Genomic DNA, 21295 nt, shown 5'->3' with positions numbered 1-21295 from the left:
CATGTCGTCCCACCGCGAAGCACCGGAAATAAGCAAGGACCCGGTCGCCGACAGTTCCGACCTGTACGCCTTCGTCAGCCCCGACCGGCCGGACTCGGTGACGTTGATCGCCAACTACGTGCCGTTGCAGCTCCCCTCGGGCGGCCCGAACTTCTTCGAGTTCGGCGACGACGTGCGGTACGAGATCCATATCGACAACGACGGTGACGGCCATCCCGACGTGACCTACCGGTTCGAATTCCGTACCGAGATCACGAACCAGAACAGTTTTCTCTACAACACCGGCCCGATCGACTCGCTGGACAGCAAGAACTGGAACCGGCGGCAGTTCTACAAGCTGACCCGGGTCACCGACGGCAAGGAGCACGTGCTCGCGCACAAGTTGCCCTGCCCGCCGTGCAACGTCGGGCCGCTGTCCATCCCCAAGTACAACGACCTGGTCCGGCAGGCGACGTTCAAGCTGTCGACGGGGGAGAAGGTGTTCGCCGGTCAGCGTGCGGACGGCTTCTTCGTCGACCTGGGCGCGATCTTCGACCTGGGCACGTTGCGGCCGTTCCAGCAGTTGCACGTGGCCGGCAAGAAGCTGTTCAAGGCCGAGGGTGAGCCGGTCAACGCGGTGGACCGGATGAACGTGCACAGCATCGCGGTGCAGGTGCCGCTGAGCAAGGTGCGTCGCCGGGCCAACCGGTACGGCGTGGGTGACCGGGCCTCGACGATCGGGGTGTGGACGACCGCCTCGCGGCAGCAGGTGCGGGTGCTCGGCGACAAGGTCGCGGCGGACGCGGCGGTCGGCCCGTGGACCCAGGTGTCCCGGCTGGGCAACCCACTGTTCAACGAGGTCATCGTGCCGATGTCCAAGAAGGACCTGTGGAACACGCTGCCGCCGACCGAGGACAAGCGGTTCGCCCGGTTCGTCGAGCAGCCGGAGTTGGCGGCGCTGCTGCCGGTGCTCTACCCGGGGGTGTTCCCCAACCTGGACGCGTTGAACAAGTCCAAGAAGCCCCGCGCCGACCTGCTCGCCATCCTGTTGACCGGCATCCCGTCCGGGCTGATCGACGGCTTCACCAACCTCACCGGTGACGTGCAGGCCGACATGCTGCGGTTGAACACGGCGATCAGGCCGAGCAGCAAGCCGAACCAGTTCGGTCTGCTCGGTGGGGACCTGGCCGGGTTCCCCAACGGCCGCCGGGTCGTCGACGACGTGGTGAGCATCGCGCTGCGGGCGGTGGCCGGGGTGACCGTGCCGCTGGTGGACAAGAAGTTCAAGCCGGACGCGGCGGCCGGCGCGGTGACCCCCGGGTTGAGCGCCGCCGACGTGACCGCGCCGTTCCTGCGGGACTTCCCCTTCCTCGGTACGCCGTACGACGGGTTCAACAACCCGCCCGCGGCGGATTCCTGAGCGGACGGAGCGTGGCGTGAACGGACACCACCACCATCACCACCAGTACGGGCCGACGGAGAGCGGCACGGTGATGCTCGATGTCGGCGGGGAGATGGGTGCCCTGATCATCTACACCGGACGTGACCTGCACGGTCGGGAGATCGAGATCAGCCGGGTCGACCAGGACGGCGCGGTGCGGACGCACTCCGCCGTCCGGGAGCGGATCGTCCGGGACGGGGTGTTCCACAGTGCCGTCTACCCCGATCTGACCGCGGGTCTCTATACCGTCTGGTGGGACGAGGAGACACCCGCCGGAACGATTTCCGTCAACGGTGGGGCGATCGCCGAGTTCGTCTGGCCGAGCAGCCCATCCCGGTCGACCTGAGCGCCGCCACGGCATCCCGACCCGAGCGCCCCGTCCACATTGTGGACGGGGCGCTGTCGGCATTTCCGGCTGGACGGGCGGTCCGGGGCCAACCGCGTTAACCTGTCCCCCACCATGCTCATGATCTTGGCGAGACGGTCGGACGGAGTGTCCGACGGCGTTCCCGGGTGTCGTCCGGGGCGGCGACGCCACGGCAGAAATCTGGGGCAACTCGCCGGAGGGGGCGTTACTCGCCCGGGGTCTGAATCGATAGGGCAGGTTGCGAGGGCCGGGTGGTCCGGTGACCGTCCGGCGGCGTGTCGGGAGGGCGACTCCATTATCAAGTTCGGCTTGACGGCGCACGCATTACACGCGTGTAATTTCGATGGGGTTGTTCGCGCGGAACGCAACAAATAGGGACCGGACGGACAAGCACGCCTTTCGCGTGGGGGGTTGCAGCGGCGGTGACGTCGGTGCGCGACAAGGAGGCATCTGATGGACGGCCAGCTTGAGGTGGCCGACCTGCTCGGAAACGCGCCGGAGTGGCAGGAGCGGGCACTGTGCTCGCAGACCGACCCGGAAGCGTTCTTCCCCGAGAAGGGCGGCTCGACCCGCGAAGCGAAGCGGATCTGTTCGCGGTGCGAGGTCAAGACGGAATGCCTGGAATACGCGCTCGGGCACGACGAGCGGTTCGGGATCTGGGGTGGACTCTCCGAGCGGGAGCGGCGCAAGCTCAAGCGGCGGGCCGCCTGAGCCGACGGGTCGAGCCGGGGCGGTGGGGGCCGCCCGGCTCACGCCCGACGGGGGTCGCGGGGGTGACCGACGTCGGGCCGGTGGAGCAGGGCCGGGACCGTGTCCACGGGAGAGCTACCGGTCGGGGTGGGGCCGGGGCACAGTCGGCCCGGCGGTCAGGCCAGTTCGTCCGGGTCGACCCCGAGCAGGTTCGCCACCTGCTCGATGATCACGTCATGGACCAGATCGGCCAGGTCCTCACGGTCCATCGCCCGGAACTCCAGCGGCCGGCGGTAGAGCACGATCCGGGGCGGCACCTCCTGCCGACCCGGCCGACCGGGCAGCAACCGGGCCAGCGGCACCTCGCCGTCCTCCAGCACGTCGGAGTCGTAGACGTTGAGGTCCGGGGGGACGTCCTCGACGGCGAACTCGACGCCGGCCAGCTCCGTGGCGAACCGGCGCTCCAGCGTCTCCACCGTGTCCAGCACCAGGTCGTCGAAGATCTCGGCCTTGGTCCGGGCCAGCGGCACGGTCGCCGGCACCAGCCGCCCGCGCAGGCCACGTCCGTGGCGGTCGCGGTGGTTGCGCCGGCCGGAGCCGGGGCGACGGTGTTCCGGGCTCGTCATGAGCCAAAGGGTAGCCCTCGGCCCGCTCCGGCCCGTGGCGGCGCGCGACGACGGGCGCGGCGGAAGCACCAGGTGCGAATTGTGATCACGGTGACGGGCGTGTCGCAAAGCGAACCGGTGCGCCGGACCCGGTAATGGGGATACCCTGCCGCACGTGAGGTCACCACGGCGCTGCTCCCGTAACGGCTGCCCCCGGCAAGCGGTCGCCACATTGACCTATGTCTACAACGAGTCGACGGCGGTGGTGGGCCCGCTGGCGGCATTCGCCGAGCCGCACACGTACGACCTGTGTGAGCAGCACGCGCGGAGCCTGACCGCCCCCCGGGGCTGGGACGTCGTCCGGCACGAGGGCGAATTCGAACCGCCGCCGCCCACCACCGACGACCTGGTCGCCCTGGCCGAAGCCGTCCGCGAGGCGGCCCGCCCGGTCGCCCCCCGCCCGCCCCAGGACGACCACGACCCCCACCACCCCAACCCCCAGACCCCGCCCACCGGCCGCCGAGGCCACCTCCGCGTAATCCCCCCCAACCACTAACCCCCCCCGGGCTACCCCCGCCCCCCTCCGCCCCCGGCTTTCCCCGGTGATCAAGAGGTTTGCGTCAGTCTGACGCTCGACCGTGACGCAAACCTCTTGATCACCGGGGCGTCAGCGGTGGGGGAGTGGGCGGGTGGGGAGGGGAGGCAGGGCGGGGGTCAGTGGCCGAGGAGGGGGGAGAGGGCGGTGGCGCGGCGGGCCGGGCGGCCGGTGCGGCGTTCGACCTCGTCGGCCGAGGACATCACCCGGAGGCCGGCGTTGATCGCCAGCCAGCGCAGCGGTTCCGGCTCCCAGCGGGGGGAGCGGTGGCCCACCCACGGCAGCGCCGTCAGCTCCGACACAACGCCCCGGACCAGGTCGGCGAGGGTGCGGCCGGCCAGGTTGCTCGTCCCCACCCCGTCGCCGACGTAGCCGCCGGCCCAGGCCAGCCCGGTCGGCCGGTCCAGCCCGACCGAGGCCGACCAGTCCCGGGCCACCCCGAGCGGGCCGCCCCACGCATGCTCGACCGGCACGTCCGGCCCGAGCACCGGGAAGAGTTCCCCCAGCGTCCGACGTAGCGCGGCGAAGACCCGGGGCTCCCGGTCGTAGCCGGGGGAGACCCGGGAGCCGAAATGGTACGGGGCACCCCGCCCGCCGAAGGCGAGCCGCCCGTCGGCCGTACGCTGGCCGTACACGATGAGGTGCCGATAGTCGGAGAAGGTCTCCCGGCCGGCCAGCCCGATCCGCTCCCACGTGCGCCCGGGCAGCGGCGCGGTCACCACCATCAGCGAGTACACCGGGGCGACGGTGCGGCGGTGGCCGGGCAGCGCCGGGGTGTACGCCTCGGTGGCCCGCACCACCACCTCCGCCCGTACCGTGCCGTGCGGGGTGAGCACCGCGCCGGGCCGGATCGCGGTGACCGGGGAACGCTCGTGCAGCCGCACCCCGAGCCGGCACACCGCGCGGGCCAGCCCCCGGACCAGCTTCGCCGGGTGCACGGCGGCACAGTGCGGGGTGTACGTGCCGCCGCGTACCCCCTCGGCGGCGCACCGGGCGGCGGCCCCGGCGGCGTCGAGCAGCACCAGGTCGTCGGGGTCGAGCCCGTGTTCGCGGGCCTCGGCGACGGCGGCCTGGGCCCGGCCGAGCTGCACGTCGGTACGGGCCAGCAGCACCGTCCCGCCGTGCCGCCAGTCGCAGTCGATCCCCTCGGCGGCGACCACCCGACCGACCTCGGCGACGGTGTCGTGCATGGCCCGCTGCATCGCCAGCGCCGACGCCGGGCCGTGCCGACGGGCCAGCGCCGGCAGCGCGGTCGGGAACAGCGCCGAGCACCACCCGCCGTTGCGCCCGGACGCGCCGTAGCCGGCGATCTCGGCCTCCAGCACGACGATCCGCAGCGTCGGATCGGCGCGGGCGAGATAGTACGCCGTCCACAGTCCGGTGTAGCCGGCACCGACGACCACCACGTCGGCGTCGGTGTCGCCGGGCAACGCCGGCCGCGGGATCAACGTCTCGTCCACGGTGGACAGCCAGTGGGACAGTTCCTGGTAGCGCATGTGCGGCTCCGGGGGAGAGCGCCGGTGGTCTACAGGCGGGACCACGCCTCGGTGAGGACGGCGCGCAGGATCTGCTCCATCTCGTCGAACTGCTCCTGCCCGGCGATCAGCGGCGGGGCGAGCTGGACCACCGGGTCACCCCGGTCGTCGGCCCGGCAGTAGAGCCCGGCCGCGAACAGTGCCGAGGACAGGAAGCCGCGCAGCAGCCGCTCCGACTCGGCCTCGTCGAAGGTGGCCTTCGTCGTCTTGTCCTTGACCAGCTCGATGCCGTAGAAGTAGCCGTCACCCCGGACGTCGCCGACGATCGGCAGGTCGGTGAGCTTCTCCAGGGTGGTCCGGAAGGCGTCCTCGTTGGCCCGGACGTGGCCGATCAGGTCCTCCCGGGCGAACACCTCCAGGTTGGCCAGGGCCACCGCGCAGGACACCGGGTGGCCGCCGAAGGTCACCCCGTGGGCGAACATGCCGGTCTCGGTGAGGAAGGGTTCCATCAGCCGGTCGCTGGCTATCATCGCGCCGAGCGGGGCGTAGCCGGAGGTGATGCCCTTGGCGGTGGTGACGATGTCGGGCTGGTAGCCGTACCGGGCGGCCCCGAAGTACTCGCCGAGCCGCCCCCAGGCGCAGATCACCTCGTCGGAGACGAGCAGCACGTCGTACGCGTCGCAGATCTCGCGTACCCGCTGGAAGTAGCCGGGCGGCGGCGGGAAGCAGCCGCCGGAGTTCTGCAGCGGCTCCAGGAACACCGCCGCCACGGTGTCCGGCCCCTCCCGCTCGATGGCCCGGCGGATCTCGTCGGCGGCCCAGGCGCCGAACGCCTCGGACGAGTCGCCGTGCTCGGGGGCCCGGTAGAAGTTGGTGTTCGGCACCTTGATCCCGCCGGGCACCAACGGCTCGAAGTCGGTCTTGATGCCGGGCAGGCCGGTGATCGACAGCGCGCCCATCGAGGTGCCGTGGTAGGCGAGGTACCGGCTGACCACCTTGTGCTTGGTCGGCCTGCCGGTGCGCTTGAAGTAGGCGCGGGCCAGCTTCCACGCGGCCTCGACGGCCTCCGAGCCGCCGGTGGTGAAGAAGACCCGGTTGAGGTCGCCGGGCGTCAGCGAGGCGATCTTCTCGGCCAGCTCGACGGCCTTCGGGTGGGCGTACGACCACAGCGGGAAGTACGCCAGCTCGCCGGCCTGCTTCGCGGCGGCCTCGGCCAGCTCGGTGCGCCCGTGCCCGGCGTTGACGACGAACAGCCCGGCGAGCCCGTCCAGGTAGCGGCGGCCCTGCGCGTCCCAGACGTACGCGCCCTCGCCGCGCACGATGGTCGGCACCTCCCCGGCGGCGTAGCTGGCCATCCGGGTGAAGTGCATCCAGAGGTGGTCGGTGGCGTCGGCCATGTCAGCCCCATCGGGTCTCGGGCCGGTCAGGGGTGACACCGGCCGCTCTGCCCACGGTTATCCCACAGCCCGACCGCGAAATGCAAGCCCGATTCGCCTCCGCGGCGACGGATTCAGCGTGACTCCGGGTAGTTGGCAACGGAATCCGCACACCCTCTGCGACGGTGCGCCCGACTCGACCTCCGCCGGCTCCATGATCGACTCAACATCGGCCAAGTTGCGGTATCCGGGTCACGGGACACCGCAACCTCGGCCCACAGGAGTGGATCAAGCGATCCTGCGGGCCGCGCATGGGGCGTCCGGGGTGCGGGATGCCGCTACTCCGGCCCGCGGGGCTGGATGAAGCGAGCCTGTGGGGTGGACGGTGGCGTCCGGGCGTGGGGCAGCGCTACTCCGGCATCCCGGAGTGGTTGAGGTGGGAGGGGTGGACCGGGGTGGGGCACTTCCGGGGCACTTCCGGTGCGCCTCGGGGGCTTTCGCCACCCCGGGCGGCCCCGCATCTGCTCTCACCCCGGACGGCCCTGCCCCGGGCGCACCCGTCGGGACGGCGGGGTGATTGACTCAATGTCGGCCGGATAGCGGTGTCCCCGGGCGGGGATACCGCCGCTTCGGCCCACGGGAGTGGATTACGGCGGGCGGGGCTCAGGCCGTACCCCAGCTGTAGGTCTGTTTGCGGAGCTTGAGGTAGACGAACGCCTCGGTGGCGAGCACCCCGGGCACCGACCGCAGCCGTTGCAGGATCTCCAGCAGGTGGGCGTCGTTGCGGCAGACCACCTCGGCGAGCAGGTCGAACGAGCCGGCGGTGATCACCACGTAGTCGATCTCGTCGAACCCGGCCAGCCGGTCGGCGACGGCCTCCAGATCGCCGTCGGTACGCAGGCCGATCATGGCCTGGCGGGGGAAGCCGAGCTGGAGCGGGTCGGTCACCGCGACGATCTGCATCACCCCGGCGTCGAGCAGCCGCTGCACCCGCTGGCGGACGGCCGCCTCGGAGAGCCCGACCGCCTTGCCGATCGTCGCGTACGGCCGACGGCCGTCCTCCTGCAACTGTTCGATGATCTGCTTCGCCACGTCGTCCAACAGCGCGTGGCTGGCCCCCTCACGCACCGCGACGCGTCGCCCGCCGGTGCCGTGCTCCTGCTGCCGGATCGTCATCGTTCGCTCCCTATGTCCGTTTCCCCCGGGTCGAGCTTAGTGCCACCCGCGCATGCTGGCGTAATTCGTCGTCACAGCCTATTCCAGCAACGGAATCCCTTGTGGGGGCGGTGACCTCATGCCAGGATCAGTCGTCTTAGGCACCCGACCCTCCCGCCGGCGCCGCACCCCCGTCCCCGCCGCCGTCGGACGACCCCTAGGAGTCGTCACATGCGTACTCCCCTCCGGCCCCTCACCCGGCGTGGACTGCTCACCGGCACCCTCGGATCGGCCGCCCTGCTCGCCACGGGCGGCAGCCTCACCGGCTGCGGCACCAAGGCGGCCACCCAGACCGAAGCCGGCTGCAAGAGCGACGACCTGTCCGCCACGGAGAAGACCCTCGCCTTCTCCAACTGGCCGCAGTACATGGACGTGGACGACAAGGACGCCGCGAAGCGGCCCAGCCTCGACGCGTTCGTCGCCGCCAGCGGCATCCAGGTGACCTACACCGAGGACATCAACGACAACAACGAGTTCTTCGGCAAGGTGCAGAACCAGTTGGCCGGCTGTCAGAGCACCGGGCGGGACATCATCGTCCTCACCGACTGGATGGCCGCCCGGATGATCCGGCTCGGCTGGATCCAGAAACTCGACCCGGCCAAGCTGCCGAACGTGGTGGCCAACCTGCTGCCGTCGCTGCGCGGGCGCTCCTTCGACCAGGAGAACCGGGTGGCCATCCCGTGGCAGTCCGGCCTCGCCGGGCTGGCCTACAACGGCAGCGTCACCGGGGAGATCCGCACCGTCGACGAGCTGCTCACCCGCTCCGACCTCAAGGGCAAGGTGACCGCCCTGTCGGAGATGCGGGACACCATGGGCCTGCTGCTCCAGTCCAACGGGCACGACCCGTCGAACTTCACCGCCGCCCAGTTCGACGACGCCCTGGCCAAGCTGCGTAAGGCCGTCGAGTCGAAGCACATCCGCCGGTTCACCGGCAACGACTACGCCCCCGACCTGGCCAAGGGCGACATCGCCGCGTGTGTCGGCTGGTCCGGTGACGTGATCCAGTTGGCCGGCGACAACCCCAAGATCAGGTTCGTCGCGCCGGACTCGGGGGTGATGCTGTTCAGCGACAACATGCTGGTGCCCAACAAGGCCACCCACCGGGGCAACGCCGAAGAGCTGATCAACTACTACTACCAGCCGGCGGTGGCGGCGAAGCTCGCCGCGTACGTCAACTACATCTGCCCGGTCAAGGGCGCCCAGGCCGAGATGGAGAAGGTCGACCCGGAGCTGGCCGCCAACCCGCTGATCTTCCCGGACGACGCCCTGCTGGCGAAGTCCAAGGTCTTCATGGCCCTGGACGAGAAACAGGAAAAGGAATACGAGTCCAAGTTCCAGCAGGTCATCGGGGCGTGAGCGGGATGTCGAACGAGGCACCCGCCGGTGACCTGCGGCTGACCCACCTGACCAAACGGTTCGGCATCTTCACCGCCGTCGACGACCTCAGCCTGACCGTCCCGCAGGGGTCCTTCTTCGCCCTGCTCGGGGCCTCCGGCTGCGGCAAGACGACCACCCTGCGGATGATCGCCGGGCTGGAGGAACCGACCAGCGGGCAGGTGCTCCTCGGCGACCGGGACATCAGCCGGCTGCGGCCGTACCGGCGGCCGGTCAACACGGTCTTCCAGAGCTACGCCCTCTTCCCGCACCTGGACATCGCCGAGAACGTGGCCTTCGGGCTGCGGCGGCGCGGCATCCGCAAGGTCGACGGCCAGGTCCGGCAGATGCTGTCGCTGGTCCAGCTCGACGGGTTCGGCAGACGTCGCCCCGCGCAGCTCTCCGGTGGCCAGCAGCAGCGGGTCGCGCTGGCCCGCGCCCTGATCAACCACCCGCAGGTGCTGCTGCTCGACGAGCCGCTCGGCGCGCTCGACCTGAAGCTGCGCCGGCAGATGCAGATCGAGCTGAAACGCATCCAGACCGAGGTCGGCATCACCTTCGTGCACGTCACCCACGACCAGGAGGAAGCCATGACGATGGCCGACACGGTCGCGGTGATGAACGCCGGCCGGATCGAGCAGCTCGGCGCGCCCGCCGAACTCTACGAGTACCCGGCGACCGCGTTCGTGGCGAACTTCCTCGGCCAGTCCAACCTGCTCGCCGCCGACGCCGCCGGCCCGGCCGGGCCCGAGGTGCCGGTCACCGCGCACGGCGCGCGCTTCTCGGTGCCCGTCGACCGCGCCCGCGTCGACCGGGGCCCGGTCTACCTGGGGGTACGCCCCGAGAAACTGCACCTGGCCGAGACCGCCGACGAGGTGCCCGCCGGCCACCAGCACGTCGAAGGGGTGATCACCGACGCGTCGTACGTGGGGGTGAGCACGCAGTACCTGGTGCGCACCGGGTGGGGCAGTGAACTGTCCGCGTTCGCGGCGAACAGCGGCGTCGGCCGGCAGCACCCGGTCGGCACGTCCGTGGTGGCGCACTGGGACCCCCGGCACGCCTTCCTGCTGCCCCGCGCGCCTGGCCAGGACGACCGCACCACCCCGCTGCTCGACGAACCGGTCGGGGCACCGTCGTGACCGCACTGGCCCAGTTGGGCGGCGGGACGCCGACGACCGGGGCACCGCCACCGGCCCGGCCCGGTCGGCACCGGCTGCTGCCGTACCTGCTGCTGTTGCCGGGGGCGGCCTGGCTGCTGCTGTTCTTCGTCGTGCCGCTGGTGCAGCTCGCCGCCGCCAGCCTCTACGACCCGACCGGTTCGCTGTCCACCGGGTACGCGCTGACCTGGGCGTTCGGCAACTATCCGGAGGCGTTGCAGGCGTACGCGCCGCAGTTCGCCAGGTCGTTCGGCTACGCCGGGGCGGCGCTGGTGCTGGCCCTGCTGCTGGGCTACCCGCTGGCGTACGCGATCGCGCAGAAGGCCGGCCGGTGGAAGAACCTGCTGCTGGTCTGCGTGGTCGCCCCGATGTTCACCAGTTTCCTGGTGCGCACCCTGGCCTGGAAGACCATCCTGTCGGACAACGGCGCGCTGGTCGGGCTGCTGCGCGACGTCCACCTGCTCGGCCCCGACGGGCGGCTGCTCGCCACCCCCGTCGCGGTGGTGCTCGGGTTGACGTACAACTTCCTGCCGTTCCTGGTGCTGCCGTTGTACGCGAGCCTGGAGCGGCTCGACCACCGGCTGCTGGAGGCGGCCGGCGACCTGTACGCGGGCCCGCTGCACGCCTTCCGCACGGTCACCCTGCCGCTGTCGATGCCCGGCCTGATCGCCGGTACGCTGCTGTTCTTCATCCCGGCCACCGGTGACTACATCAACGCCGAACTCCTCGGCACCCCCAACGAGTACATGATCGGCAACGTCATCGACTCGGCGTTCCTGGTCCGGCTGGACTACCCGCAGGGCGCCGCCCTGTCCTTCCTGCTGATGGCGGCGATCCTCGCGGTGGTCTTCGTCTACCTGCGCCGCGCCGGCACGGAGGAAGTGCTATGAGGGTGTCGCGGTGGTTGGCCGACCGGTGGGTGATGATCGTCGCGCTGCTGGTGCTCGGCTACCTGTTCCTGCCGATCGCCGTGGTCGCCGGCCTCTCCCTCAACCGCCCGTCCAGCCGGCTGTCGTACGACTTCAACGAGTTCACCCTGGACAACTGGCGACAACCCTGCGCCACCCCCGAGATGTGCGACGCGGTCGTCCGCAGCGTGCAGATCGGGTTCCTCGCCACCGTCGGGTCCACGGTGATCGGCACGCTGATGGCGTTCGCCCTGGTCCGGCACCGGTTGCGGGGGCGCGGCGGGATCAACCTGCTGATCTTCCTGCCGATGGCGACGCCGGAGCTGGTGCTCGGCACCTCGCTGCTCGCCCTGTTCGTCTCCGCCGGGGTGCCGCAGGGCTTCTGGACCGTCGTCATCGCGCACGTGATGTTCTGCGTGTCGTTCGTGGTGGTGACGGTCAAGGCCCGGCTCGCCGGCATGGACCGGCGGCTGGAGGAGGCCGCGATGGACCTCTACGCCAGCGAGTGGCAGACGTTCCGGCGGATCACCCTGCCCCTGGTGCTGCCCGGCATCGTCGCCGCCGCCCTGCTGGCCTTCTCGCTCAGCTTCGACGACTTCATCGTGACGAACTTCAACGCAGGCACCACCGTCACCTTCCCCATGTACGTCTGGGGTGCCGCCCAGCGGGGCATCCCCCCACAGGTCAACGTGATCGGCACGGCGATGTTCGGCATCGCCCTGCTGCTCGTCGGGCTGAGCATGCTGCGCGGTCGACGGGCCCGCCGGGCCGCGCTCCCGGTCGCCGACGCGCCCGGCCGACGGGCGACCGGCCCGTCATGATCCTCCCGCATACCGGCCGGGCGCTCGTCGAGGCGACGCCCGGCCGGTATGCGCACCACCGCCCCGACCTGCCCCGTCCGGCCGCCGACATCAACCTCACCCGCCGGTCGCCGGCCCGCGCCGACGCGCACGCGCACGACGACCGGCGTCTGCACTGGCTCCGTACGCTCGATCGTCTTGGTTTGGGGTTCGATTCCTGATGCGTATCCTGCTCGTCGGCGCCGGCGGGGTCGGCTCCGCCGCCGTCGCCATCGCCGCCCGCCGTTCCTTCTTCGACACCGTCGTCGTCGCCGACTACGACCTGATCCGGGCCGAGCGGGCCGTCGCCGGGTACGGCGACCGGTTCGTCGCCGCCCGGGTGGACGCCGCCTCGGCGGACGCGGTCGCCGCGCTCTGCCGGGAACACCGGATCACCCACGTGCTCAACGCGGTCGACCCGCGTTTCGTCATGCCGATCTTCGACGGGGCGTTCGCCGCCGGGGCGGACTACCTGGACATGGCGATGTCGCTGTCCCACCCGCACCCGGCCCGGCCCTACACCGAGACCGGGGTGAAGCTCGGCGACGTACAGTTCGCCGCCGCCGCGACCTGGGCGGACGCCGGTCGGCTGGCGCTGTGCGGGATCGGCATCGAACCGGGCCTGTCCGACGTGTTCGCCAGGTACGCCGCCGACGAACTGTTCACCGACATCGACGAGATCGGCATCCGCGACGGCGCGAACCTCACCGTCGACGGCTACGACTTCGCCCCGTCGTTCTCCATCTGGACCACCATCGAGGAATGCCTCAACCCGCCGGTGATCTGGGAACGGGACCGGGGCTGGTTCACCACCGAACCGTTCAGCGAACCGGAGGTCTTCGACTTCCCGGCCGGCATCGGTCCCGTCGAGTGCGTCAACGTCGAACACGAGGAGGTGCTGCTGATCCCGCGCTGGGTCAGGGCGCGGCGGGTCACCTTCAAGTACGGCCTCGGCAACGAGTTCATCGAGGTGCTCCGGGCCCTGCACAAGGTCGGCCTCGACTCGACCACCCCGGTCTCGGTGCGCGGTGTGCAGGTCTCGCCCCGTGACGTGGTCGCCGCCAGCCTGCCCGACCCGGCCACCCTCGGTGACCGGATGCGCGGCAAGACCTGCGCCGGCACGTACGTCACCGGCACCGGCGTCGACGGCCGGCCCCGGAAGGTCTACCTCTACCACGTGGTCGACAACGAGTGGTCCATGCGGGAGTACGGCCACCAGGCGGTGGTCTGGCAGACCGCGGTCAACCCGGTGGTGGCGTTGGAACTGCTCGCCACCGGCGGCTGGTCCGGGGTCGGGGTGCTCGGCCCGGAGGCGCTGCCACCCCGCCCCTTCCTCGACCTGCTCACCGCCTACGGCTCCCCCTGGGCAATGGAAGAACGCTGACCCTCGTTCCGTCTCCTTTTGGTCGCGCCCCCGCCCCTCTGCCCGCCCGGGGGTTCGCCGCCACCGCCCCACGCGTCGCTCGTGCCCAACGACACCGCCGGTCCGCAGCCACCACCCCGTCCGTCGCTCGTGGCCCTCGCCCTGCCCGTCGATCATGGAGTTGTGGTGGGCGATTGGTTGGTTTTCATGGCTTTTGCGGGGCACCACAACTCCATGATCGACAGGGCGGGGTGGGTGGTGCGGGATGGGGCGAGCGAGTGGGTGGGGTGGGGGTGTGGATAACAGGGGCGGCGGGGGTGTGGATGGGGTGGGGGTTGTCCACAGGGGGTGGTGGGTAGGTGGGGTGGTGGGCAGGGTGGGTGGGTGTGGCGGGGCGGCTGATTCGGTACTCGGAGTTGTTGTCGGCTGGATGGAGTCGGGAGGGGGTTCGGCGGGCGGTCGGTGCGGGGGAGTTGCGCCGATGGTCGCGGGGTGTCTACGGGCCGGGGGAGGCCGGTGGGTCAAGCCAGGTCGGCGGGTTGGGGGAGGTCGGTAGGCCGAGCCAGGTGGGTGGGTTGGGGGAGGCTGATGGGTGGGGGAGGGGCCGGGCGGCGGGGCGGGGGCGGCGTCCGAGGGGTGTGGGTGGGGTGGTGGGTGAGCGGGGCGTGCGGTGGCAGGCGCTTCTGCATCGGCTTCCGGAGGGAGTGGTCGTCGGCTTCCAGTCGGGTGCTCACCTGCACGGGTTCGGTGCCGTACCCAGCGACGATCTCCATGTGATCGTGCCGGCAGGTGGGCGGGTGCCGCAGGTCCGGGGCGTCGTGGTGCATCAGGCGGTGCTTGCCGTACCCGAGCCGGTCCTGGTGGCCGGCCTGCCGTGCGCACCCGCGGACCGGTGCGCGGTGGACCTGGCCCGCACGGTCGCCCGGCTGGACGCATTGCCACTTCTCGACCTGTGTCTGCGGGTGGGAGCCTGTCGTCCCGAGGGGTTGACCGCCGAGGTTGCCCGACACGCGCGGTTGCGGGGCGTCGACCAGGCGCGGCAACTGGTGCGGCTCGCCGACCCCCGGTCGGAGTGCCGGCAGGAGAGCCAACTCCGGCTCGTCCTGATCGACGGCGGGCTGCCGGCACCGGAACCCCAGATCTGGGTGTCGGACGACGAGGGTTTCCGGCGCTACCGACTGGACCTCGGCTACCGACGGTCCCGGGTCGGCATCGAATACGACGGCCTGTCCCATCTCGACCGCGACCGTCTCCACCACGACCGCGCCCGGATGAACTGGCTGGCGGCCCACGGCTGGCGTATGCGCCACTTCACCGCCCACGACCTCTACCGCCACCCCTCCGTGATCACCACCCAGATAGCCCACCTCCTCCACCCCTGACCCCCGCCCCTGGCTAGTCGATCTTGGAGTTGTGGCGGGCAGGAATCGGCATCAAAGGGTGGGAAAGGCCACCACAACTCCTTGATCGACAGCGGAAGTGCGGGATGGCGGCGGGTTGGGTTGAACGGGGGGCGGGTTCGGGACGTACCAGGCGGTGCAGGCAACGGCGACGACGGGAGGCGTGGTGAAGGTGCAGCGTAAGCACGTACTGGCGGCGGGGGTGGCGGTGGTCGCCACGGCGGTGGTCGCGGTGGGGACCGGATTCGGGTTCGCCGACACCACGTCCGCCCGGCCGAGCATCTGCTCCGGCCCGGTCACGTTCTCCGCCGAGGCCGGTGCGCCTGCCGCGACGAGTGACCGGTTCCCGGTGGGGACACGGTTGCGGGTGACGAACCTGGACAACGGGAAGGTGGCGACGGTGTCGGTGAGCGGGCCGTCGGGTAGTTGCGTGCTGCTCAACGCCGCCGCGATGGAGCTGGTCCGGGAGCCGGGCAAGAACGTGATCCGGCGCAACGTGGTCGAGCGGGTCGGTGCCGACGTGCCGGCAGCCCCGGCTCCCGGTGAGACCCGGCCCGGTGCCGCCCAGCCTCCGGTGACCCAGCGGCCGACACCACCGGCGACCGGTGTGGCGGCCGGGCCCACCGCGTGCAGCGGCCCGGTCACGTTCTCCGCCGAGGCCGGTGCGCCTGCCGCGACGAGTGACCGGTTCCCGGTGGGGACACGGTTGCGGGTGACGAACCTGGACAACGGGAAGGTGGCGACGGTGTCGGTGAGCGGGCCGTCGGGCAGTTGCGTGCTGCTCAACGCCGCCGCGATGGAGCTGCTGCGGGAGCCGGGCAAGAACCTGATCCGGCGCAACCTCGTCGAGCTGGTGCGCTGAGCGTACCGGCGGTCAGGGGCGTGGACGTCAGCCGAAGGCGGCGTCCAGGATGTCCAGCCCACGGGCCAACTCGTCGTCGGAGATCACCAGCGGCGGCAGGAACCGCAGCACGTTGCCGTAGGTGCCGCAGGTGAGGGTGAGCAGGCCGGCGGCGTGGCAGGCCGCCGAGACGGCGCCGGCGGCGGCCGGGTCGGGAACCAGGCCGCCCGGCCGGACCAGCTCCACGGCCAGCATCGCGCCCCGGCCGCGTACCTCGGCGATCCGGGGATCGCGGGCGGCGATCGCCCGCAGCCGGTCGGCGAGCACCGACCCGATCCGTCGCGCGGCGGCGGCCAGGTCCAGTTCCCGCATCGTGGCGATGCTGGCCAGGGCCGCCGCACAGGCGATCGGGTTGCCGCCGTAGGTGCCGCCGAGACCGCCGACGTGCACCGCGTCCATCAGCTCCGCCCGGCCGGTCACCGCCGCCAACGGCAGGCCACCGGCGATGCCCTTGGCCAGGGTGACCAGATCCGGCACCACGCCCTCGTGGTCGCAGGCGAACCAGTCGCCGGTGCGGCAGAAGCCGGTCTGGATCTCGTCGGCGACGAACACCGCCCCGGCCGCCGTCGCCCACTCGCGCAACGCCGGCAGGAAACCCGTCGCCGGTACGACGAAACCACCCTCGCCCTGGATCGGTTCGATCAGCAGCGCGGCCACGTTCTCCGCCCCGACCTGCTTGTCCACCAGCTCGATCGCCCGCGCCGCCGCCTGCGCCCCGGACAGCCCGCCGTCGCGCAGCGGGTACGACATCGGCACCCGGTGGATCTCCCCGGCGAACGGCCCGAACCGGTGCTTGTACGGCATGTTCTTCGCGGTCAACGCCATGGTCAGGTTGGTCCGGCCGTGGTAGGCGTGCTCGAAGACCACCACGGCCTGCCGTCCGGTGGCGTGCCGGGCGATCTTCACCGCGTTCTCCACCGCCTCGGCACCCGAGTTGAACAGCGCCGACCGCTTCGCGAAGGTGCCCGGGGTCAGCGCGTTGAGCTGCTCGCAGACCGCCACGTACGACTCGTACGGCGCGACCATGAAGCAGGTGTGGGTGAACCGTTCGACCTGGGCACGTACCGCCTCGACAACGCGCGGGGCGGCGTTGCCGACGCTGGTGACCGCGATGCCGGCGGCGAAGTCGATCCACTCCCGCCCGTCGACGTCGACGATCGTGCCGCCGCTGGCGGTGTCCACGTAGGAGTCGATCACGCTGCCGACGCCCCGGGCCACGGCGGCACCCCGCCGCCGGTGCAGCTCCGCACTGGAAACCGCTGGGCTGTCTTCTGTTCGCGACTGCGGGGCTCGCAAACCCGGCTCACTCCTCGCGCTCACGGGATCAGCCCTCGATGTGGTGCATGACGTGCTTGATCCGGGTGTAGTCCTCCAGGCTGTAGACCGACAGGTCCTTGCCGTGCCCGGAGTGCTTGAAACCGCCGTGCGGCATCTCCGACACGAACGGGATGTGGGTGTTCACCCAGACGCAGCCGAAGTCGAGCCGGCGGGTCATCCGCATCGCCCGGCCGTGGTCACGCGTCCAGACCGAGGCGGACAGACCGTAGTCGACGCCGTTGGCCCAGCGCACCGCCTCGTCCTCGTCGGTGAACCGCTGCACGGTGATGACCGGGCCGAACACCTCCTGCTGGATGATCTCGTCGGCCTGGCGTACCCCGGAGACCACGGTGGGGGAGTAGAAGTAGCCGCGCCCGCCCACCCGTGCGCCACCGGTGTGCAGATCGGCGTGGTCGGGCAGCCGGTCGACGAAGCCGCTGACCCGGGCGAGCTGGTTGGCGTTGTTCAGCGGGCCGTAGAGCACGTCGGCGTCGTCCGGGGCCCCGGTGCGCGTGTTGCGGGCCTGCTCGGTGAGGGCGGCCACGAAGTCGTCGTGCACGCCGGGACCGGTAAGCACCCGGGTCGCCGCGGTGCAGTCCTGGCCTGCGTTGAAGTAGCCGCCCGTCGCGATCGCCTCGGCCGCCGCCGCCACGTCCGCGTCGTCGAAGACCACCACCGGGGCCTTGCCGCCCAGCTCCAGGTGGGTCCGCTTGAGGTCCGGTGCGGCGGCCGAGGCGACCTCCATGCCCGCCCGGGTCGAGCCGGTGATCGACACGAGCTGCGGCGTCGGATGCGCCACCAGGGTACGGCCGGTGTCCCGGTCGCCACAGACCACGTTGAACACCCCGGGTGGGAGGAACTCGGCGGCGATCTCGGCCAGCAGCAGCGTCGACACCGGCGTGGTGTCCGACGGCTTCAGCACCACCGTGTTGCCGGCCGCCAGCGCCGGGGCGATCTTCCACACCGCCATCATCAGCGGGTAGTTCCACGGGGTGACCTGCGCGCAGACGCCGATCGGCTCCCGCCGCACGTACGAGGTGTGCCCTGCCAGGTACTCCCCGGCAGAGCGGCCCTCCAGCAGCCGGGCCGCCCCGGCGAAGAACCGGAACTGGTCCACCGCCGGTGGCAGCTCCTCCTCGGCGGTGAGCTGGCGCGGCTTGCCGGTGTTGCGCACCTCCGCGTCGACCAGTTCGGCCGCCCGGGACTCCACCGCGTCGGCGAGTTTCAACAGCGCCCGCTGCCGCTCGGCCGGGGTGGTGTCCCGCCAGGTCTCGAAGGCGGTCGCGGCGGCCCGCATCGCCGCGTCCACGTCGGCCGCGCCGGAGACGGGGGCCTGGGCGAAGACGTCACCGGTGCAGGGGTCGATCAGGTCGGCGTGACCGCCGTCCACCGGGTCGACGTACGCGCCGTCGACGAAGTTGCGTAGCTGCTGCTGGTCGCTCATGGTGAGGTCTCTCCAGGGGTGGCTGGGAGTGGAGTCAGCGGACGTAATCGCAGTCTGACTGCCATCTTGGCTACTGAATTCGCGGCAGACAAGGGCTTGGGCGACTGTTTCCGTGTGACTGCCTGTCGTCTACGCTGCCGACGTGGAACCGAGAGCGTGCTGGGTCGCCGGTCGGGCCGTCCACGGCGACGACGAGGTGACCGTGACCCACCCGTACGACGGTCGGGTGGTGGGGCGTACCAGCTGGGCCACGCCCGACCAGGTCGAAGCCGCCGTCGCCGCGGCGGCCCGGGTGGCGGCGGAGGCCGCGACGCTGCCCGCGCACGTCCGGGCGGCGGCCCTGGACCACGTGTCCCGGGAACTCGCCGCACGGGCGGCCGAGGTGGCCGACCTGATCACCGCCGAGAACGGCAAGCCGGTCACCTGGGCGCGGGCCGAGGTGGGCCGGGCGGTGTCCACGTTCCGCTGGGCGGCCGAGGAGGCCCGACGGTTCTCCGGCGAGTTGCAGCGGCTCGACACCGACGCCGCCGCGACCGGCCGGATCGCCCTGGTCCGGCGGGTGCCCCGGGGGCCGGTGCTCGGCATCACCCCGTTCAACTTCCCGCTCAACCTGGTGGCCCACAAGGTCGCCCCGGCCCTCGCGGTCGGTGCGCCGATCATCGTGAAGCCGGCCCCGGCGACACCGCTGTCCGCGCTGCTGCTCGGGGAGATCCTCGCCGGCACGGACCTGCCGGCCGGCATGGTGTCGGTGCTGCCGCTGCCCAACGACCGCACCGCCGTCCTGGTCGACGACCCCCGGCTGCCGGTGGTGTCGTTCACCGGCTCCGGGCCGGTCGGGGCGCTGATCCGCCGTCAGGTGCCGGACAAGCACGTCACCCTGGAACTCGGCGGCAACGCGGCGGCGGTGATCTGCGCCGACTGGTCGTCCGACGCCGACCTGGATCTCGCCGCCCGACGGATCGCCACCTTCGGCAACTACCAGGCCGGGCAGTCCTGCATCGCGGTGCAACGGGTCCTCGTGCACGAACGACGCTACGCCGACTTCCTGCCCCGGCTGGTCGCCGCCGTGCGGTCGCTGCGCACCGGCGACCCGACCGCCGAGTCGACCGACGTCGGGCCGCTGGTCTCCGTCGAGGCCGCCCGTCGGGTCGAGACGTGGATCGACGAGGCCGTCGCCGCCGGGGCCACCGTCGAGGTCGGGGGCCGCCGCGACGGCGCCAGCTATCCACCCACCGTGCTGACCGGGGTGCCGCCGTCGGCGAAGGTCTGCGCGGAGGAGGTCTTCGGGCCGGTGCTGGTGGTGGCGTCGGTGGAGACCGACGACGCCGCGTTCGCCGCCGTCAACGACTCGGCGTACGGGTTGCAGGCCGGCGTGTTCACCCACCGGCTCGACGTGGCGTTCACCGCCGCGCGGGTGCTGGAGGTGGGCGGGGTGATCGTCGGCGACGTGCCGTCGTACCGGGCCGACCAGATGCCGTACGGGGGCGTCAAGGGCAGCGGCGTCGGCCGGGAGGGCGTGCGGTCGGCGATGGACGACTACACCGAGCCGAGGGTGCTGGTGCTGACCGGGATGCCGCTGTAGCCCCGGCGCCTCCCTCGTCACCAGGTGCCGTCGTCCCGGACCCGGGGCGGGGCGAGGCCGAGCAGCAGGGTGGTCAGCGCGGCGTCGATGTCGTCGCCGAGGAACCACTCGCCCGCCTGGTCCAGCGCGAAGACCCGGCCGTGGTCGTCCACGGCCAGGATCGCGTCCGGATGCCCCGCGCCGATCGGGAAGAGCCGCACGCCGAGCACGGCACCGAAGTCCGCCAAGGTGTCGGCGGTGTACGCGGCGTGCACCGGATCGACGGAGAACCGGGAGATCCACACCTGCTGCCCGGGACCTCGCCGACTGCTCCCCAACGAGGGAAAGCGGCTCAAGGCGTCCAGCGCGGCAGGAAGCTCGGGATGCCCGGGGCACAACTCGCGGGCTTCGAGAATTGCCATTCGCGCCAGCGCCTCGTCGCCAGGGGTTGGTTCCCAGCCCCCTTCGACCAGAGCGTGAGCAACCTCTGCGGCGAATCGGTCAGCTTCAGGGGCTGTCGCGGGCTCCGGCTGCCACTGCTGGGTGAATGCGAGTTCAGACCAGCCGAGGACCGCGAAGTGCACCAGGAAATTGAGGCAGGAGTCGCACGGGCGTTCCGCCGGGCCGGCCTGCGGATCACCCGGCTCGCGGGCCAGGAACACGTCCATCCCGGTCGCCAGCAGCAGCGACTCCGCCTCGCGCATGGTCAGCGGGGGCTGGCCGGCGGCGGCGCGGCGGTGGTCGTACTCGTGCAGGACGTCCGACACGACGACCATCTCGGCGTGCCGGTCGCCGCCGCGCACCAGGTGCCCCGGGGGCAGTTCGTCCAGGTAGGCCCGGACCAGTGGGTGGTGCCGCACCGCCACGTCGCCCTTGACGCCGTGACCGAGGTAGGTGCGGCCCTCGACGGTCAGATGCGCCACGGTGCCGGGCGTCGGCAGCCGCCGGATCTCGCGCAGCAGCAGGCTGGCCGGGTCGACGGTGCGGGGTGCCGGGGTGCCGGTGGGGCGGCTGCGCCGGTACATCTGCTGCACCACCGCCGCCGGCACCCGGGGCCAGGTGGTGACCTCGCCGGTCTGCTTGTCGACGACGGTGGTCGGTAGGTCACCGGGGTTCGTGTCGACGGCGCGGTCGACGGTCGACCGGATCACGTAGCCCAGGTCGAACTCGTCGAGCGTGGGCCGGCACTCGTAGCCGAGGCGCTGCGAGTCCCGTCGGGCCCACACGTCGGCGAGCTGCTCGGCCTGTCGTCGATCGATCACGGCCCGAAACTACCGGACACCACGGG

General features: G+C 71.5%; 20 protein-coding genes. 13 read left to right on the top strand and 7 right to left on the bottom strand.

Annotated elements, in window-relative coordinates; all coding sequences use genetic code 11:
* Position 1: 1 nt before the first annotated feature.
* From JQX11_RS29835 to JQX11_RS29825, 3 genes are all read left to right on the top strand, one after another.
* The gene (locus JQX11_RS29835) at positions 2-1399 is read left to right on the top strand and encodes a DUF4331 domain-containing protein (RefSeq protein WP_204928254.1); all 1398 of its coding nucleotides are present in this window, start codon (positions 2-4) and stop codon (positions 1397-1399) included.
* Between the two features lie 73 nt (positions 1400-1472).
* Positions 1473-1766: a phospholipase gene (locus JQX11_RS29830; protein WP_204928306.1), complete on the top strand. Its 294-nt coding sequence runs from the start codon at positions 1473-1475 to the stop codon at positions 1764-1766.
* 474 nt (positions 1767-2240) lie between these two features.
* Positions 2241-2498 (top strand): WhiB family transcriptional regulator, encoded by a 258-nt coding sequence (locus JQX11_RS29825; RefSeq protein ID WP_007455784.1) that lies wholly within the window; start codon positions 2241-2243, stop codon positions 2496-2498.
* Positions 2499-2653: 155 nt separating this feature from the next.
* Here JQX11_RS29825 and JQX11_RS29820 read toward each other — a convergent pair whose 3' ends face one another.
* Positions 2654-3103, bottom strand: coding sequence for a metallopeptidase family protein (locus JQX11_RS29820; RefSeq protein WP_088642935.1), 450 nt, complete (start codon positions 3101-3103; stop codon positions 2654-2656).
* 154 nt (positions 3104-3257) lie between these two features.
* On the opposite strand from JQX11_RS29820, the gene JQX11_RS29815 reads away from it, so the two are divergent.
* Positions 3258-3638 carry a DUF3499 domain-containing protein gene (locus JQX11_RS29815; protein WP_194822950.1) on the top strand — a complete coding sequence of 127 codons (381 nt, stop codon included), beginning with the start codon at positions 3258-3260 and terminating at the stop codon, positions 3636-3638.
* A 158-nt stretch (positions 3639-3796) separates the two neighbouring features.
* On the opposite strand, the gene JQX11_RS29810 is transcribed toward JQX11_RS29815, so the two are convergent.
* The 3 genes from JQX11_RS29810 to JQX11_RS29800 all read right to left on the bottom strand — a co-directional run bounded on the left by JQX11_RS29810 (position 3797) and on the right by JQX11_RS29800 (position 7704).
* Complete coding sequence (locus JQX11_RS29810) at positions 3797-5173, bottom strand: NAD(P)/FAD-dependent oxidoreductase (protein ID WP_204928253.1); 1377 nt, start codon at positions 5171-5173, stop codon at positions 3797-3799.
* 29 nt (positions 5174-5202) lie between these two features.
* Positions 5203-6549 carry an aspartate aminotransferase family protein gene (locus JQX11_RS29805; RefSeq protein ID WP_204928252.1) on the bottom strand — a complete coding sequence of 449 codons (1347 nt, stop codon included), beginning with the start codon at positions 6547-6549 and terminating at the stop codon, positions 5203-5205.
* 642 nt (positions 6550-7191) lie between these two features.
* A complete protein-coding gene (locus JQX11_RS29800; RefSeq protein ID WP_145918000.1) occupies positions 7192-7704 on the bottom strand; it encodes an Lrp/AsnC family transcriptional regulator in 513 nt (170 codons plus the stop codon).
* Positions 7705-7914: 210 nt separating this feature from the next.
* On the opposite strand from JQX11_RS29800, the gene JQX11_RS29795 reads away from it, so the two are divergent.
* The 8 genes from JQX11_RS29795 to JQX11_RS29760 all read left to right on the top strand — a co-directional run bounded on the left by JQX11_RS29795 (position 7915) and on the right by JQX11_RS29760 (position 15646).
* Entirely contained in the window at positions 7915-9099 is a 1185-nt protein-coding gene (locus tag JQX11_RS29795; RefSeq protein ID WP_204928251.1) for a polyamine ABC transporter substrate-binding protein, read from the top strand.
* A 5-nt stretch (positions 9100-9104) separates the two neighbouring features.
* Positions 9105-10256: an ABC transporter ATP-binding protein gene (locus tag JQX11_RS29790; RefSeq protein ID WP_204928305.1), complete on the top strand. Its 1152-nt coding sequence runs from the start codon at positions 9105-9107 to the stop codon at positions 10254-10256.
* Between the two features lie 5 nt (positions 10257-10261).
* The gene (locus JQX11_RS29785) at positions 10262-11164 is read left to right on the top strand and encodes an ABC transporter permease (protein ID WP_204928304.1); all 903 of its coding nucleotides are present in this window, start codon (positions 10262-10264) and stop codon (positions 11162-11164) included.
* A complete protein-coding gene (locus tag JQX11_RS29780; RefSeq protein ID WP_204928250.1) occupies positions 11161-12003 on the top strand; it encodes an ABC transporter permease in 843 nt (280 codons plus the stop codon). The genes JQX11_RS29785 and JQX11_RS29780 overlap by 4 nt, the downstream gene beginning before the upstream one ends.
* Positions 12000-12203 (top strand): hypothetical protein, encoded by a 204-nt coding sequence (locus JQX11_RS29775; protein ID WP_204928314.1) that lies wholly within the window; start codon positions 12000-12002, stop codon positions 12201-12203. Before JQX11_RS29780 ends, JQX11_RS29775 begins: the two co-directional genes overlap by 4 nt.
* The gene (locus JQX11_RS29770; RefSeq protein ID WP_204928249.1) at positions 12203-13405 is read left to right on the top strand and encodes a saccharopine dehydrogenase family protein; all 1203 of its coding nucleotides are present in this window, start codon (positions 12203-12205) and stop codon (positions 13403-13405) included. The genes JQX11_RS29775 and JQX11_RS29770 overlap by 1 nt, the downstream gene beginning before the upstream one ends.
* A 338-nt stretch (positions 13406-13743) precedes the next feature.
* Positions 13744-14766 carry a type IV toxin-antitoxin system AbiEi family antitoxin domain-containing protein gene (locus tag JQX11_RS33740; protein ID WP_504739420.1) on the top strand — a complete coding sequence of 341 codons (1023 nt, stop codon included), beginning with the start codon at positions 13744-13746 and terminating at the stop codon, positions 14764-14766.
* Between the two features lie 184 nt (positions 14767-14950).
* Complete coding sequence (locus tag JQX11_RS29760) at positions 14951-15646, top strand: RlpA-like double-psi beta-barrel domain-containing protein (protein ID WP_204928247.1); 696 nt, start codon at positions 14951-14953, stop codon at positions 15644-15646.
* Between the two features lie 27 nt (positions 15647-15673).
* Here the strand turns inward: JQX11_RS29760 and gabT are convergent, their stop codons facing one another.
* Both gabT and JQX11_RS29750 read right to left on the bottom strand, forming a co-directional pair.
* Positions 15674-16981 (bottom strand): 4-aminobutyrate--2-oxoglutarate transaminase, encoded by a 1308-nt coding sequence (gabT, locus tag JQX11_RS29755; RefSeq protein ID WP_232378854.1) that lies wholly within the window; start codon positions 16979-16981, stop codon positions 15674-15676.
* A gap of 28 nt (positions 16982-17009) precedes the next feature.
* Positions 17010-18446 (bottom strand): gamma-aminobutyraldehyde dehydrogenase, encoded by a 1437-nt coding sequence (locus JQX11_RS29750; protein WP_204928245.1) that lies wholly within the window; start codon positions 18444-18446, stop codon positions 17010-17012.
* A gap of 142 nt (positions 18447-18588) precedes the next feature.
* Between JQX11_RS29750 and JQX11_RS29745 the strand changes: the two genes are divergently transcribed.
* Positions 18589-20028, top strand: coding sequence for an aldehyde dehydrogenase family protein (locus tag JQX11_RS29745; protein WP_204928244.1), 1440 nt, complete (start codon positions 18589-18591; stop codon positions 20026-20028).
* Positions 20029-20045: 17 nt separating this feature from the next.
* Here JQX11_RS29745 and JQX11_RS29740 read toward each other — a convergent pair whose 3' ends face one another.
* On the bottom strand, positions 20046-21269 hold the full coding sequence (locus tag JQX11_RS29740; protein WP_204928243.1) for an SUKH-3 domain-containing protein: 1224 nt from the start codon (positions 21267-21269) through the stop codon (positions 20046-20048).
* Positions 21270-21295: the final 26 nt, after the last annotated feature.

This window comes from Micromonospora humida (genome assembly GCF_016901255.1).
Taxonomy (GTDB): domain Bacteria; phylum Actinomycetota; class Actinomycetes; order Mycobacteriales; family Micromonosporaceae; genus Micromonospora; species Micromonospora wenchangensis.
The sequence above is the reverse complement of the archived record's forward strand: the minus strand, read 5'-3'. Positions and strand labels throughout refer to the sequence as shown.

Excerpts from the sequence above, each read along its gene's own strand:
- JQX11_RS29820 (WP_088642935.1), bottom strand. The coding sequence starts at position 3,103 with ATGACGAGCCCGGAACACCGTCGCCCCGGCTCCGGCCGGCGCAACCAC.
- JQX11_RS29780 (WP_204928250.1), top strand. The coding sequence starts at position 11,161 with ATGAGGGTGTCGCGGTGGTTGGCCGACCGGTGGGTGATGATCGTCGCG.
- JQX11_RS29775 (WP_204928314.1), top strand. The coding sequence starts at position 12,000 with ATGATCCTCCCGCATACCGGCCGGGCGCTCGTCGAGGCGACGCCCGGC.
- JQX11_RS29810 (WP_204928253.1), bottom strand. The coding sequence starts at position 5,173 with ATGCGCTACCAGGAACTGTCCCACTGGCTGTCCACCGTGGACGAGACG.
- JQX11_RS29830 (WP_204928306.1), top strand. The coding sequence starts at position 1,473 with ATGCTCGATGTCGGCGGGGAGATGGGTGCCCTGATCATCTACACCGGA.
- JQX11_RS29800 (WP_145918000.1), bottom strand. The coding sequence starts at position 7,704 with ATGACGATCCGGCAGCAGGAGCACGGCACCGGCGGGCGACGCGTCGCG.
- JQX11_RS29835 (WP_204928254.1), top strand. The coding sequence starts at position 2 with ATGTCGTCCCACCGCGAAGCACCGGAAATAAGCAAGGACCCGGTCGCC.
- JQX11_RS29770 (WP_204928249.1), top strand. The coding sequence starts at position 12,203 with ATGCGTATCCTGCTCGTCGGCGCCGGCGGGGTCGGCTCCGCCGCCGTC.
- JQX11_RS29790 (WP_204928305.1), top strand. The coding sequence starts at position 9,105 with ATGTCGAACGAGGCACCCGCCGGTGACCTGCGGCTGACCCACCTGACC.
- JQX11_RS29825 (WP_007455784.1), top strand. The coding sequence starts at position 2,241 with ATGGACGGCCAGCTTGAGGTGGCCGACCTGCTCGGAAACGCGCCGGAG.
- JQX11_RS29805 (WP_204928252.1), bottom strand. The coding sequence starts at position 6,549 with ATGGCCGACGCCACCGACCACCTCTGGATGCACTTCACCCGGATGGCC.
- JQX11_RS29795 (WP_204928251.1), top strand. The coding sequence starts at position 7,915 with ATGCGTACTCCCCTCCGGCCCCTCACCCGGCGTGGACTGCTCACCGGC.
- JQX11_RS29750 (WP_204928245.1), bottom strand. The coding sequence starts at position 18,446 with ATGAGCGACCAGCAGCAGCTACGCAACTTCGTCGACGGCGCGTACGTC.